A 15,399-nucleotide genomic window follows, 5' to 3' on the forward strand; every position below is an offset into this window, starting at 1 on the left:
ATCTTTGCAGCTCATTTGATAATACTGATAATTCAAGATATATGTTTAAAGGAATAACGGATTCCGTCAAAAAGATCTTTGGTAGTAAATACGAACGAGATGTCAAAAACTACATGCCGATCGTAGACGAGATCAACGAGATCTACGAAACGCTCGGGAGTCTGAGTAACGATGAGCTCCGCAACAAATCCCTGGAGTTTCGTAGCCGGATCGCCGACCACCTGGCCGGAATTGACGAAGATATCCAAAACCTGCGAGATCAGGCCGAAGAAGAAGAGAACCTCATCCAGAAAGAAAGCTACTTCTCAGAGATCGACAATCTCATCAAGGAAAGAGATACGCACCTCGAAGATATTCTCAAAGAGATCCTTCCCGAAGCTTTCGCCGTAGTTAAAGAGACCGCCCGGCGGTTCTCCGAAAATGAGACCATCGCCGTTACCGCCACCGATCACGACCGCGAACTGGCGGCCAGGACCGGCAAAGGTGCCTACATCAAGATCGAGGGTGACCAGGCCATCTACCACAACAGCTGGGTAGCTGCCGGTGGTGAGATCACCTGGAATATGGTACACTACGACGTACAGCTGATCGGTGGTATGGTACTCCACGACGGTAAGATCGCGGAGATGGCAACCGGTGAAGGTAAAACCCTGGTGGCCACCCTGCCCGCTTATCTGAACGGACTTTCCGGCAAGGGCGTCCATGTGATCACCGTAAACGACTATCTGGCCCGACGGGATTCCGAGTGGGTAGGCCCCCTGTTTGAATTCCTGTTCCTGACCATCGACTGTATCGATAAATACCGGCCGCATTCGCCGGACCGTATCAACGCCTACAAATGCGATATCACCTACGGTACCAACAATGAATTCGGCTTCGATTACCTGCGGGACAATATGGTCCGCTCGATGGAAGAAAAAGTACAGGGTAAGCACCACTTCGCCATGATCGATGAGGTGGACTCCGTACTGATCGATGATGCCCGTACGCCGCTGATCATTTCCGGTCCGGTACCCCAGGGTAGTGAAGATCAGGAATACAATGAGCTGAAACCACATATCGAACGCCTGGTGAGCGCCCAGCGCAAAATGGTTCAGGAATACCTGGCCGAAGCCAAGAAACTGTTCAAGGAAGGAAATACCGGTCTGCAGGACGGAGAAGGTGGTATGGCCCTGTTGCGGGCATTCCACGGTCTGCCTAAATACCGGCCATTGATCAAGTTCCTCAGTGAAGAAGGGGTAAAAGTGACCCTCCAGAAGACGGAGAACCACTACATGCAGGAGCAATCCAAGAACATGCACCTGGTGGACGATCCGCTGTACTTCATCATCGACGAAAAGAACCGAAGCGTTGAGCTGACCGATAACGGCGCGGAATACCTGGCCAAATTTAACGAAGACTCCCAATTCTTCATTATGCCGGATATCGCGACCAACATGGTGGCTATCGATAATAACGAGGAACTGACTGCGAAAGAAAAAGAAGAAGCCAAAAATAAACTGGCCCAGGATTTCGCGGTAAAATCCAAACGCCTGCACTCCATCAGCCAGCTCCTTAAGGCGTATACCATGTTCGAACGGGACGAGGAATACGTGGTGATGGACAATCAGGTAAAGATCGTGGACGAGCAGACGGGCCGGATGATGGAAGGCCGTCGCTATTCCGACGGTCTGCACCAGGCCCTGGAAGCGAAGGAGAACGTAAAAGTCGGTGATATCACCCAGACCTACGCAACCGTTACGCTCCAGAACTACTTCCGGATGTACCACAAACTGGCGGGTATGACCGGTACGGCCGAAACGGAAGCCAGCGAACTCTGGGACATCTACAAACTGGATGTAGTCGTGATCCCCACCAATAAGCCCATTATCCGGGATGACCGTGAGGACCTCGTATATAAGACCGAAAGAGAAAAATTCAATGCCGTTATCGATGAGATCGTATCGATGAGTGAAGCCGGAAGACCAACCCTGGTGGGTACCACCTCGGTGGATATTTCCGAAAAACTCAGCCGGATGCTGCAGATCCGCGGTATTGACCACAATATTCTGAACGCGAAACAGCACCAGCGCGAGGCCGAGATCGTAGCCGAAGCCGGTAAGCCGGGCAATGTGACTATTGCCACCAACATGGCCGGTCGGGGTACGGATATCAAGATCAGCGATCAGGTGAAAGCCGCCGGTGGTCTGGCCATTATCGGTACCGAACGACACGATTCACGGCGGATCGACCGCCAGTTGCGTGGTCGTGCCGGTCGTCAGGGAGACCCGGGTAGCTCTCAGTTCTACGTTTCCCTTGAGGATAAGCTGATGCGTCTGTTCCAGACCGAACGTATTGCCGGCCTCATGGACCGTATGGGCCACCAGGAAGGCGAGGTGATCCAGCACCGCATGGTTTCCAAGTCCATCGAGCGCGCTCAGAAAAAAGTAGAAGAAAACAACTTCGGTATCCGGAAGCGTCTGCTGGAATACGATGATGTGATGAACATCCAGCGGGAAGCGATCTACAAAAAACGGGATAACGCCCTTTCCGGAGATCGCCTGTCGGTCGACCTCAACCACATGTTCGAATCCATGATCGACAATCTGGTCTACGAACATAAAATGAACGGAGATGCGGAGACCTTCCGCCGGGCCGCGCTGAGTATTCTCGGTTTTGATCCGCAGATCGAAGCCGCCGATTTCAAAGAAGGAGCGACCGAAGACGTCAGCGATCGCATTTACGATCAGTTCCGGGAATTCTACGATCGTAAATCCCAGGCGATCACGGATGTGCTGATGCCTCAGGTACAACACGTCTACGAGAACCAGGGCCAGCGCTATAAGCGTATTGTACTGCCGTTTACCGACGGTAGCTCGCACCCGCTGCCCGTAACTGCGGACATTGCGGATGCCGTGAAAACGAAAGGCAAATCCATCGTTCGGGATATTGAAAAAGCCGTTACGCTTGCCATTATTGACGAAAAATGGAAAGAACACCTGCGGAGTATGGACGAATTGAAAGAATCCGTACAGGCGGCTTCCTTCGAGCAGAAAGACCCGTTGGTGGTATATAAAATGGAAGCTTTCAACCTCTTCGAACAATTGGTATTCGACGTCAACGAAAGCGTAACTTCCTACCTGGCTAAAGGATCCCTGCCGGCTACTCCGGAACAGGAAGAACTGCGTCAGGCCCGCGAGCAACGCACGGATATGAGCAAGGTGAGCACCAACCGTACCGGTGAAGCCGCCCGTCAGGCCGGCGAAGCCGTAAGCCGCAAACGCGCCAAGCCGGAGACATTCAAACGGACCGAGAAGAAGGTCGGCCGGAATGATCCATGTCCCTGCGGTAGCGGTAAGAAGTACAAGCAGTGCCACGGAAGATAGATCAGAACGGCTGAGGTCTTTTGCGCCAAATTATTGAGCGCTGAGAGACTGTTTACCGTCGGAGGGTGGAAAAGTGCATAAGTGTATAGGTTCGGATACCGCCGGCTTATCCATTTATCCATCTTTCCACCCTTTCGTTTTCAACAATATTCACACAGCAACACTCAGGCACTCTGGTCCGCTAACACATTAAACATGCCACTACTCCTACTGATCGAAACCGCAACCGACATCTGTTCCATCGGTATCAGCCGGGATGAAGCACTGCTGAGCCTGGTCGAGATCGACGAACGCGCGGATCACGCCGCCCGCATCAACGAACTCATCCTCCGGGCCTGTAAGGAGGCCGGATGTACGCTGGCGGAAGTGGATGCGGTGGCCATCAGCAAAGGGCCGGGCTCCTACACTTCGCTACGGGTAGGCACCGCTACGGCCAAAGGCATCTGTTATGCGCTGGACAAACCGCTGATCGCCGTGGATACGCTGGAATCCATTGCCCGGGCCAGCCGGCAGCAGGATGGAGAAGAAAAATGGCTGTACAGCCCCATGATCGATGCCCGCCGCATGGAGGTGTATACTACTTTTTACGATCGCGATCTCAGGGTGCTGGAAGCGACGCATCCGCTGGTGGTGGAATCTGATGTTTTTGCGTCCTATCTGGAGGAAGGGTACCGGGTAGTGATCGCCGGCAACGGTTCCGAGAAGTGCCTGGAGGTACTGCCCGAAAGCGTGATCTGGAAGCAGGTAACATGCTCCGCTGCTCATCTTCTTGCCCCCGCGCTACGCGCGTACCGGGAGCAGGAATTTGCCGACATTGCCTACTTCGAACCCTTTTATCTGAAAAAGCCGAACATTACCAAGTCCAAAAAACAACTCTGACCATCCCCTCTCCGGCTTCGTTACAGCTCCTAATGTATAGGCAGCGAAAAAAATAAATGTAATTTTTTTGCTATTTCTGCCCAATCGTATCAGAAATCTTTAGGCAGCTCCGTTCTATATATTGAAGTTTTACAAATGTTTTTGTAAATTTGTTTAGTTCAGTATATTTTTATGTGTTAAAGTATGTCATAATACGTACTTTGGTATGAAATTTGCACCAAATACGTCGGGCGACGGAAAGACAAAAACTACCGGTTAACAGTGTTTCTAACATGTTGTCACTTTAAGGCGCAGCCCTAAGTTCTAACCAAGCGCCGTCGGTAAGTTAACTGACAACATCTGCTGGACACCCGTTAGTTAAAATGTTCACCGTTGTGATATACATTTTAGCAAAAAACATTGTTATGAGAAAACAAAAAAATGAAACAGTTACGCTGAAGAAGGGCAAAAACGACATTCAACTCGATTATGCCGAACTGCGTAAAGCCGTCCTCGTATTGAGGGCCATCAACCACAAACTCCGTCAACGTATCATTGACCTTTTGGAAGAGAACGAAAGCATGACGGTGACGGACATTTACATCAAACTGCGCCTCGAGCAATCTGTCGCTTCCCAACACCTGGCTATTCTGCGCCGGGCGGGAGTGGTAAGAACCGAACGCCAGGGTAAATTCATCAATTACTCCATCGATAAAAATCGTTTGGCTGAAATTTCTAAACTGGTTGAGGAATTAGCTGCTTAGAACAGCCGAAATCTCACTTGATTTTTAAAAATCAGAAAATGCTGTAAATCAATTAGATTTACAGCATTTATTTTTTTACAGCTTTGATAAAATAAATAAAAAACGCATATTTGCTTAACGAGAACACTATCTGCAACCGAAAACGAGCTTCTATGAGAAAGGCTAAAGTCAACATTAACAATGAAAAACTGCAAGCGTCTTCTGAAGTCCTCCGAGCTCTCTCTCATCCACTTAGATTACAAATTTTGGAGTTTATAGATCAGAACGACACCATCAACGTCAACAAGATCTATAACACCCTAAATTTAGAACAATCTATAACTTCTCAACATCTACGTATACTCCGCCTGGCCGGTTTGGTAGAAACCGAGAGAGACGGAAAATTCATTCACTACCGAATTGATTACGATCGCATCAAAAATGCGGTTGGTGCCATCAACCGGTTCCTGAATAAAGAAGAAGACGAAGAAGAAGCGTAAGTAAAGTTTTTCAGCTCCATTATCCTACCCGGTCCTTTTTTCAACACAATTAACACAAACCACAAACTACTTTTACATGCTCTGCAGGCGCTCCGTTGCAGCCTTTAGGGTAGATTCCGTTTTTGCAAAGCACAGGCGGATAACACCATTGTTATGCCCGTTACTGTAGAAAGCAGATACCGGTATAGCCGCCACTCCGATCTCCCGCGTCATCCAGGCCGCGAATTCTCTTTCCGGCATATCACTGATCTCCGAATAGTCAAACAGGTGGAAATACGTCCCCGAACAGGTTAGCGGCTTCAGCCGGCTACCTTCCAGTTGCTGCAGGAAGAAGTCCCTTTTCTTTTGGAAGAAATCCGGAAGTTCCAGGTATTCCCGGGGATCTTTCAGAAAATCCGCCAGGGCGTACTGGATGGGCGTATTGATGGAAAAGGTATTGAACTGGTGCACTTTCCGAAATTCGGCGGTAAGTTCCGGCGGGGCTACGCAGTAGCCGATCCGCCATCCGGTCTTGTGGAAGGTCTTGCCGAAGGAATAAACGGCCAGACTACGCTCCCGCAGTTTCGGGTACCGCAGCACGCTCTGGTGTTCCAGGCCGTCGTAGATCAGGTGTTCGTACACCTCGTCGCTCAGCACCAGAATATTGGTGTCCGCCGTAATGCGTTCCAGGGCCTGCATATCTTCCGGGCTGAAGGCGGCTCCCGTAGGATTCGTCGGCGTATTGATCACGATCATACGGGTACGCTCGGTGATCAGAGCCTGTACGGCATCCCAGTCAATTTTAAAATCCGGAGCAAACAGCTGGTAAATGACGGGGACGCCTCCCACCACTTCGATAGCGGGGCGGTAGGAATCGTAGGCCGGCTCCAGAATGATCACCTCTTCTCCGCGGTGTACCAGGGCAGCGATAGAGGTGAAAAGTCCTTCAGTGGCTCCGGAAGTGATGGTCACTTCCTGTATCGGATCCACTTCCACGCCGTACATCAGCTTGATCTTATGTGCGATCTGTTCCTGCAGCTCGCGCACCCCCATCATCGGGGCGTACTGATTGTGTCCGACCCGGAGATGCTCGGTTACCAGATCGTTGAGTCGCTCGGAAGTAGGAAAATTAGGGAAGCCCTGAGATAGGTTGATCGCCCCGTATTCATTGGCCATGGCGGACATGACCGTGAATATGGTAGTACCAACATTGGGTAGTTTGGAAGTAATTTGCATGCTTTGTGGTAATAGGTCAAAAGTCGTAAGGCATCCGTCTTTTCCGGCTTACGACTTTTGACGGATGACTTACCACTTCACTTAGAAGAGGCTTTCGATCACCTTTTCTTCATTAATGCCTTCCGCTTCGGCTTTGTAGTTGCGTACGATGCGGTGACGAAGTACATATTTGGCGATAGCCTGTACATCTTCAATATCGGGAGAATATTTGCCCTGAATAGCTGCGTGGCATTTGGCGCCCAGCACCAGATACTGAGAAGCCCGTGGGCCCGCTCCCCAGGAGATATAATCGTTTACCATCTGAGTGGCCCGATCGGTGCCCGGCCGTGTTTTGGTAGCCAGCGATACGGCGTATTCCAGTACATTATCGGCAATAGGGATCTTCCGGATGAGTTGCTGGAAGCCCAGAATATCCATGTCCGTCAGTACGTGTTTGAGTTCATAGTTCTGAATGGTCGTGGTGCCCTTCACTACCCGGATCTCCTCCTCGTAGCTGGGGTAATCCAGGGGAATATTGAACATAAAGCGGTCCAGCTGCGCTTCCGGCAGCGGGTAAGTACCTTCCTGTTCGATGGGGTTCTGGGTAGCCAGTACGAAGAAAGGCATCGATAGCGGGTGGCGCACACCACTCACCGTAACGGAGCGTTCCTGCATGGCCTCCAGGAGGGCGGCCTGCGTTTTGGGCGGCGTCCGGTTGATCTCATCCGCCAGTACGATATTGGCGAACAGCGGACCTTTATTGAAACGGAAATGCCGGTCTTCATCGAGAATTTCCGAACCGGTAATATCCGAAGGCATCAAATCCGGGGTAAACTGAATGCGTTTGAATTCCAGGTCAAGTACTTCGGCAATGGTGCTCACCAGCAGGGTTTTGGCCAGACCGGGTACCCCTACCAACAAGCTGTGGCCGTTACTGAACAAAGAGATGATCACTGCTTTGACCACTTCATCCTGGCCCACGATCACCTTACCGATCTCACTTTTTAGATTTTTGTACGATTGTGCAAGTGCGTCAACTGCCTCAACATCCGAGTTAAAATTCTGCATGATATGTGTTTTTCAATAGCTTCCAATTTCCCAAAAATCCGATCACTTTTGGGAAGTTCGGGTAATCTTAATTTTTTAAAATCTTAGGAAGGAATTCAAAGATTGGTTTATTCCGGCAAAATAACGGAAGATTTTTACATACAACCTATTGGAAACGGAATAATTTACTTTTTGTTGCAAACATTTTGGCGATAAACTGGCAGAAAAGCATACGTGGAAGAAAGGGATCGGAAGAAATACAAAAATCAAGGTCATTCCGGGTTTTGACCGATAAGGATCCAAAACCCGGAATGACCGATTTTACAGGTGGTTGGGATCCACCAGCGGGGAGAAAACGACTATTATTATTGTCCTACAGACTTGATCCAGTCGCCCTTTTGTACCGTAGCATTCAGCGGCATCCCGTTCAGAATGGAGAACTCCTCCAGCCGATTACTGGGGATACCAAATCCGCGCAGGGCATTTTCCAGCGTAGTGGTATTGGTGACGGCCATGATGCGCAATTTTTCCGGCTGGCGATTCAGTTTATCCGGATCACTCAGGGTATTGAAATTGCGAATAACGTTGGTAAACTGCCGTTGCCAGGTACCAAAGGTCTGAGCCTGGGAAACGCCGATCAGACGGTAGATATTTCCACCGTAAGCGATCAGGCCGATATGCAGCCGAAGCTGCTGCTGTTGCTGCTGCTGTTGTTGTTGCGGATCCTGCACGATATCCGCTACCAGCTCAATGGCGCTCAATCCGTTGATGTTGGTCGACTTGGAATCCAGCACATTCAAATTGTACTGTTTTACGGTTTCCTGCGCAGCATTCTCCAGAGAATTACCGGCCGCCAGGTTGAGGATCATCATGGCTTTTCCGTTGCTTTCGCCCATAGCGAATTGGGTTGGAGAATTCTGGGTAGCCCATCCTGCCGGCACCGGAAACTGAAACTTCAGTTCGGGATGGTAAAAATTGTTATTCTCCACAAATCCCTGACGGGGATCTTCACCGTACACTAAGCCTTCCAGCATGCGCAGGTAATTCTGACGGTTCACGGCAAAATCCTTACCGGGATTTTGTGCCTGCCACTCAGAAGCCAGTTTGGCTACGGTTTTTTCGCGGTTGACCGGATTCGGGTGAGTGGACATAAAGGTAGGAACCCGTCCTTCACTTCCACCGCTCAGTCGGTCCAGCGTACCGAAGAAACCAGCCATCTGCTGGGCATCGTAACCGATCTTGGTAGAGTATTCCACACCCAGTTCATCCGATTCGCGCTCGTGGTCCCGGCTGTATTTGAGGAACAATAATTGTAAGGCCTGACCGGCCGTTTCGCCCATCTGAGCGATCTCAGGTACAGCGATCATACCGACGATGAGGCCCAGGGTACTGAACGTTTGGTTGGTCTGTTGACGGGCGGAGTGCCGGGCCGTTACGTGACCGATCTCGTGGCCCAGTACACCGGCAAATTCTGCTTCATTATTGAAGTGGGCCATAATGCCCCGCGTAAAGTAGACGAAACCTCCGGGCAGGGCAAAGGCGTTTACTACCGGAGAATCCACAACTTTAAATTCATATTTCAGTTCCGGCCGGTGGGAGATCGCGGCCATTTGTTGTCCTTTTTCGTTGATGAAGTTCTGTAGTCGGTCATCCTCGTAAAGACCGAACTGAGCGACAACCGCCGGGTCTGACTGTTGCCCCATCTGGATCTCCTGTTCTTCGGATACCAGCATGAGTTCTCTTTTACCGGTAACGGGGTTAGTGGCACAAGCACCGATGATCAGGAATAGGACCGACAGCAGGGCGTAGCGGTATAGGTTCTGTAGGAAGGCGTACTTTTTCATTAGTGTAATTTTTTTTAATGAAACGGTGCAAGTTTAGGTTACAGCAACACCAGCACTCGGTTTTTGGACTGTAAAGCTGTAAGAAAGTTACACGCGATGTAGGGGAAATGGCTTATTTGCCCAATTTTTACCCCCATTTTAAGTAACGCCAAGTGTTTTATGCTTGTTTGGCCAAAGCTCTCGAAATATAATAATTAAAAATTTAAGACTCTTTTATGAAATAATTAACATACTTTTGCAGAGGACTTACGTCCAAAGATTAATTACAGTCGGGTGATTACAGGGGAAAACCCTCTTCGCGGAGGTGTTTTCCCTTTGTTTTTTAGATCTAGGCCTCTGCGGCAGCCGCCATTTGCCCCTCTTTCTTCCGGAGTAGTACCGCCGCGATCAGCGAAATGATCAGTCCTACCGGAAAGATCTCCAGAAAAGTAAGCCCGATCATCACCAGCGGCTGTTCCTCGTACAGCTCCATAAAACTTTGCATTTCCGAAATTTCCTGTTGGATCACTGCTTCCGGCCGGCCGCTATTCTGAATATTGGCGATCTGTTGTTCCAGATAGGAATCCATCATTTCCTGGCCACTGCCCAGATGGTAGTAGAGCAGCCAGCCCGCAACGTAGATCACGGAGGCCACCAGCGTGATGAGAATACCCACCTGAACGGCTTTCCCAAAAGTGATCACTCCGCCCAGTTGCTCGTCCCGGTACGCTTTGATCCCGAAAAAGATCAGGGAGAGCGCCACGATCATGGTCGTATATCCCAGCAGTTCTCCGTATTCAGCTTTCGAACTCCCGTCTTTTACCAGCAACGCCATCAGGCCGAAACCGACAATCACCTGGATCCCGCCGGCTATTAATCCATACTTGTAAACTACATTTTTCATATTGCTCTTTTTTTCAACAAAATTGGCGGAGATCGTCCAAATCCGCATCACCCGAAAGAACCATTTAGTCAAAAAACCGCCAATTGGTACGAAAGTACCAGTGCAAATTGGGCGTCGGCCACGTTTTTATCGCAGCATTCCTTATTTTGGCATAAATTAAATAATGTGAGGATTACACCGGCCTTGTTTCCGAACGATTAACAGCGAGACATTTATTAGTGGCGAGGATGCCCGCTTGTGTGTTTTTTCTTCTTACCAAAAGAAAATAGACGACACAACCGGATCATCGAATCCGTCCGAATTGGACTAATCTGCATAAATATACCCCATCCGAAACCGATCGTTTTTGAGGTAAAACTCACATTTCATTAGATAACCGTTTGAATAATTACACTTATGTGCATCCGTTCGCTACTAGCGCTCCTGTTGCTGTTCATTACCGGAGAGCTTTCGCTCACCGCCCAATCGGTCGATCCCGATCTGATCGAAAAAATTAATTTTAGAAACGTCGGACCCACCCGGGGTGGCCGGGTAACCAGTGTTGCCGGGGTCGCCCAGCAAGCCGGCATCTTTTATATGGGTGCTACCGGTGGCGGCGTCTGGAAAACCGATGATTACGGAAATAGCTGGGAAAATGTTTCCGACGGCTATTTTTCCACACCATCCATCGGAGCTATCCGCGTCGCGCCCAGTGATCCCAAGGTCATTTATGTGGGCACCGGTTCGGATGGCCTGCGCAGTAATGTGATCGCCGGGAAAGGCATCTACCGCTCCGATAATTCCGGTAAAAGCTGGTCGCTCATCGGTCTGGAACATACCGGCCATATCGGCGCCGTGGAAGTTCATCCCGAAAACCCGGAACTGGTATACGTAGCCGCAATCGGCAATGGGTTCGCCCCCAATGCAGAGCGGGGCATCTACCGCAGCAAGGACGGAGGTTCCAACTGGGAGCAGGTGCTCTTTTTGTCGGATACCATCGGTTTTGCCGACCTGGAAATTGCCCCCGATGATCCCAATACCCTTTACGCGGCCGCCTGGCGCGGGGAACGCAAACCCTGGACCATCATCAGTGGTGGCCGGAAAGGTGGCATCTACAAGTCCACCGACGGCGGAGACTCCTGGGAGCAGGTGATGAAAGCCGACATCATGCCTTCGGGCCTGATCGGTAAGATCGACCTGGCCGTTTCTCCGGATGATCCCGACCGGGTCTACGCCCTGGTAGAAGCGCCGCAGGACGAAGGCGGCCTCTATCGCTCGGACGACCGCGGTGAAAGCTGGGAACTCGTCAGCACCTATTCACCGCTGCTCGACCGGCCATTCTACTATTGTAATGTGGATGCCAATCCGATGAATGCGGATGTAGTATACGTCAATTCTACTCAGTTCTGGCAGTCCTCCAACGGAGGGAAAAGCTGGAACCGACGGCGGACGCCCCACGGCGACAACCACGACATGTGGATCCATCCGCAGGATAGCATGGTCTGGGTACAGGCCAATGACGGCGGCGCTAATGTCAGTATCGACGGCGGCCGCAGCTGGTCTACCCAGAATAATCAGCCAACGGCCGAATTGTACCAGGTGGAAGTGGACGACCGCACGCCCTATTGGCTGTATGCGGGTCAGCAGGACAATTCTACCATTGCCGTTCCCAGCCTCCAGCCGTCCAACTCTCCCGCCGGAGCCCTTGGCTTCTGGGAAGCGGTAGGTGGTTGTGAGACCGGTCCGGCGGTACCCAAGCCGGGTGATCCCAATATTGTTTACAGCAATTGCAAAGGACGGTTCAGTGTATACGATCGTCGTACGGGCCAAAGCCGGCAGTACTACGTAGGCGCTTCCAATATGTACGGACACAACCCGCGGGATCTGACCTATCGCTTCCAGCGGGTCTCCCCCATTCACGTTTCTCCCCACAATCCGGATGTAGTCTACCATACGTCCCAGTTTGTGCACCGCACTACGGACGACGGACTTACCTGGGAAACGATCTCTCCCGACCTGACGGCTTTTGAGCCCGATAAGCAGGTGATTTCCGGTAGCCCCATCACCCGGGACGTAACGGGTGAAGAATTTTACAGTACCATCTACGCCATTCGCGAATCTTCCGTAAAGGCCGGAGTGATCTGGGTAGGATCCAATGACGGTCCCGTGCACGTTACTCAGGATAATGGTAAAAGCTGGGAGGATGTTACTCCCGAAGGTCTGCCCGGAGGTGGCCGGGTAGATTGTGTAGAGCCCTCGCCCCACGATGCGGCCAAAGCCTATGCGACTATTCTCCGTTACCAGCTGGACGACTGGAAACCTTATCTCTACCGTACGACGGATTACGGGAAAAGCTGGGAACTGATCAGCACGGAAAGGGCCGGATTTCCGAATGACGAACCGGTGCGCGTGGTGCGGGAAGATCCCGGACGCGAGGGCACCCTTTACGCCGGTACGGAGTACGGTCTCTGGGTTTCCTTCGATGACGGCGCTCACTGGCAGAGCTTCCAGCAAAATGTACCGGTTACGCCCATTACTGACATCAAGGTCTTCCGGGATAACCTCATTCTGTCCACCATGGGTCGCGGATTCTGGATCATGGACGATCTGCCTACCCTGCGGCAACTGCCCGACCTGGACAAAAGCGCCCGGGTACAGATATTGCCCGTTGGTGAAGTGCCCATGGTCCGTTCTTTCCCGGAAAGAGGGGTTCCCGAATATCCGGTTACCGGTACGACTTTTTACTACTACCTGAACGAAAAGGTAGACGCACCGATCGCCCTGGATATTCTCGATGACAGCGGCAAGGTGATCCGTTCCTTTACTAACCGCTCCAAGTCCAGTAAAGATAAAATGCCATCCGAGCCGGATATGGCTACGGGTTTTGTACAGCGCGGATATTCCAGTGCGCTGAGTGACAAAGCCGGTCTGCACGCATTCGAATGGGATTTCCGCCACGCCGGTTCCTGGTCCGAAAACGGAAGTAGCCGTCGGGGCAGTCCTTCCGTAGCGCCGGGTAAATACAGCCTGCGCTTACAGGTGGGCAACCAGCAGATCGAAGAACCATTCGAGCTGCAGATCGATCCCAGACTGACCACTGCGGGCATCACGGTGGCGGACCTCCAGGCACAGGAGGAACTGGCCCTGCGGGTACGCAACCTAATGAGCCGGGCCCGCCAGCTCGATGCGGCTATTGGTGCCGGGCTCAAAAAACCGGAAAAGAAAGCGGCCCTGACCAAGATCTCCCAGGAGATGAATACGGCCGACGGTCGCTACCAGCAGCCACAGTTGCTGGATCAGATCTCCTACCTGTCCAGCATGCTGAGCTATGCGGACCAGCGTCCGGGGCAGGATGCCTACAACCGCTACGATGAATTGCGGAAATGGTTTGAGGATCTGCTGGAAGAGTGGGCCGATGTGAGTGGTGAATCCGCTGCCCGTTTCAAACTGGATGACTGATCCGGATACGGTAGAAATCAGAACGGCCCCGATGGACATCCATCGGGGCCGTTCTGGTTTTATAACCAACCTGTTTGCAATTACAGGCGATAAGATGCGATCATAGATAACAGCGCCGAATCCTGCTCCAGTTCAGGAGCCAGATCGAAAACAACGCGATGCTGGTCGTAGTCTTCGGCCAGGGCTTCACCCAGCCAGTAGAAAGCTTCTTTCCGACGGCCCATTGAGAACAACACGGCGATGCGTGCGTAAAGGATCTCTACGCCCAGTTCGTAATCTTCGGCTTCCTCGGTGCAGTTGAGTGCTTCCCGGTAGGCTTCCGTAGCCAGCAGAAATGCAATGTAACGCAACCAATACCGAATATCTTCCGGGGCAATATCTACGGCCGCACGGTAAAGCGGAGATGCCTTTTCCCACTCATTGGTGTGAAAGAAAGCTTCGGCCAGGGCCGCGTAGTATTCCTCCCGGCTGTTCTCGATACTCAGCGCTTTGCGGAAAGACCGGACGGCCTGCTTCCATTTTCCTTCATCGGCGTAACATTCGCCGATGTGGAAATGCACCTCATCGTTCAGTGGATCGAGCTGGATCGCCCGGTGGAAATATTTACGGGCATCGATATAATTCCCCATCTCCCGGTAGCACTGACCGATGCGGAGCAGCAGTTCGCTGTCCGGCTCGAACAGTTCCAGGATCTCCTGGTAGCACTTCAGCGCCTTGCGGTAGCGTTTCATTTCGAAACACAATTCCGCACAATCGCGGTAAGCGTATTCAAAACGCTCATTGATCACGAAAGCGAATTCGTAGGCATCAACGGCTTCCTGGTAGTTGCCCAGATAAGCGTGGGCGTGGCCCAGATTGTACCAGGACAAATAGGAATAAGGATCGATATCCAGAATATAATCGTGCAGCTTAATGCTTTCTTCGTATTTCTTGGAGAGTTCCACGGCCAGCCAGACCCGTTCCAGCGCTTCTTCGTTGGAGTGGTTTTCCCGCAGCGCCCGGCTGAGGGTGTAGAACATCAGTTCGTATTCCTCCTGGTGCTCGTGCGCCATGGCTTCTACCAGCAGGATATCGCTCAGCGTTTCTTTGGAAACATTGATCTTTCGATCTTCCAGCAGGGCCAGCGCCTCGTCGATGCGATCCATGTAGATGAACGCTTCCGCCCGCAACAGGTCGATCTCTATTTCGCGCGGAGCGAATAGTGCGGCCTGATCCAGCGTTTCCAGAGCATCCTGTTCGTGATGGGTATCGATCAGCAGGTGAGCCTTACGGAGATAAAAATCGATCGTATAGTTATGATGATGAATAGCGTGCCCGGCGACTTCCAGTGCACGGTCCAGTTGTCCTTCCTCTTCGTAGTAGTCGATCAGTTGCTGGTACGATTTTTCGGATAGAAATACCTCCAATCCTCGCTTAGAATTGCTTTCGTATTCCACCACCAGATCGTAGATTGCCTGATCACGTTCATTGTTCATAGGACCCATAGCCACGTGTTGAGCTGTTTCCGACTAAAGATAAACAAATATC

At 51.4% G+C, this 15,399-nt stretch carries 10 protein-coding genes; 5 read left to right on the forward strand and 5 right to left on the reverse strand.

Annotated features, from left to right (window positions below; translation table 11 throughout):
• The first annotated feature begins 41 nt into the window (after nt 1-41).
• From secA to CRP01_RS23715, 4 genes are all read left to right on the forward strand, one after another.
• Nucleotides 42-3,365, forward strand: coding sequence for a preprotein translocase subunit SecA (gene secA / locus CRP01_RS23700; RefSeq protein ID WP_143473514.1), 3,324 nt, complete (start codon nt 42-44; stop codon nt 3,363-3,365).
• 195 nt (nt 3,366-3,560) lie between these two features.
• Complete coding sequence (gene tsaB / locus CRP01_RS23705) at nt 3,561-4,244, forward strand: tRNA (adenosine(37)-N6)-threonylcarbamoyltransferase complex dimerization subunit type 1 TsaB (RefSeq protein WP_099152599.1); 684 nt, start codon at nt 3,561-3,563, stop codon at nt 4,242-4,244.
• A 404-nt stretch (nt 4,245-4,648) separates the two neighbouring features.
• Nucleotides 4,649-4,987 (forward strand): ArsR/SmtB family transcription factor, encoded by a 339-nt coding sequence (locus tag CRP01_RS23710; RefSeq protein WP_099152600.1) that lies wholly within the window; start codon nt 4,649-4,651, stop codon nt 4,985-4,987.
• 152 nt (nt 4,988-5,139) lie between these two features.
• Nucleotides 5,140-5,466 carry an ArsR/SmtB family transcription factor gene (locus CRP01_RS23715; RefSeq protein WP_099152601.1) on the forward strand — a complete coding sequence of 109 codons (327 nt, stop codon included), beginning with the start codon at nt 5,140-5,142 and terminating at the stop codon, nt 5,464-5,466.
• A gap of 72 nt (nt 5,467-5,538) precedes the next feature.
• Here the strand turns inward: CRP01_RS23715 and CRP01_RS23720 are convergent, their stop codons facing one another.
• The 4 genes from CRP01_RS23720 to CRP01_RS23735 form a co-directional block, all read right to left on the reverse strand.
• Complete coding sequence (locus tag CRP01_RS23720) at nt 5,539-6,681, reverse strand: methionine aminotransferase (RefSeq protein WP_099152602.1); 1,143 nt, start codon at nt 6,679-6,681, stop codon at nt 5,539-5,541.
• Between the two features lie 81 nt (nt 6,682-6,762).
• Nucleotides 6,763-7,728, reverse strand: coding sequence for an AAA family ATPase (locus tag CRP01_RS23725; RefSeq protein WP_099152603.1), 966 nt, complete (start codon nt 7,726-7,728; stop codon nt 6,763-6,765).
• Between the two features lie 344 nt (nt 7,729-8,072).
• A complete protein-coding gene (locus CRP01_RS23730; RefSeq protein ID WP_099152604.1) occupies nt 8,073-9,551 on the reverse strand; it encodes a M48 family metalloprotease in 1,479 nt (492 codons plus the stop codon).
• A gap of 328 nt (nt 9,552-9,879) precedes the next feature.
• Entirely contained in the window at nt 9,880-10,434 is a 555-nt protein-coding gene (locus CRP01_RS23735; RefSeq protein WP_170110511.1) for a DUF4199 domain-containing protein, read from the reverse strand.
• A gap of 396 nt (nt 10,435-10,830) precedes the next feature.
• Here CRP01_RS23735 and CRP01_RS23740 point away from each other — a divergent pair, with 396 nt between their 5' ends.
• Nucleotides 10,831-13,872: a WD40/YVTN/BNR-like repeat-containing protein gene (locus CRP01_RS23740; protein WP_099152606.1), complete on the forward strand. Its 3,042-nt coding sequence runs from the start codon at nt 10,831-10,833 to the stop codon at nt 13,870-13,872.
• A gap of 80 nt (nt 13,873-13,952) precedes the next feature.
• Here the strand turns inward: CRP01_RS23740 and CRP01_RS23745 are convergent, their stop codons facing one another.
• Nucleotides 13,953-15,347 (reverse strand): tetratricopeptide repeat protein, encoded by a 1,395-nt coding sequence (locus CRP01_RS23745; RefSeq protein ID WP_170110512.1) that lies wholly within the window; start codon nt 15,345-15,347, stop codon nt 13,953-13,955.
• Between the last annotated feature and the right edge of the window lie 52 nt (nt 15,348-15,399).

This window comes from Flavilitoribacter nigricans DSM 23189 = NBRC 102662, assembly GCF_002646595.1.
Lineage (GTDB): Bacteria > Bacteroidota > Bacteroidia > Chitinophagales > Saprospiraceae > Flavilitoribacter > Flavilitoribacter nigricans.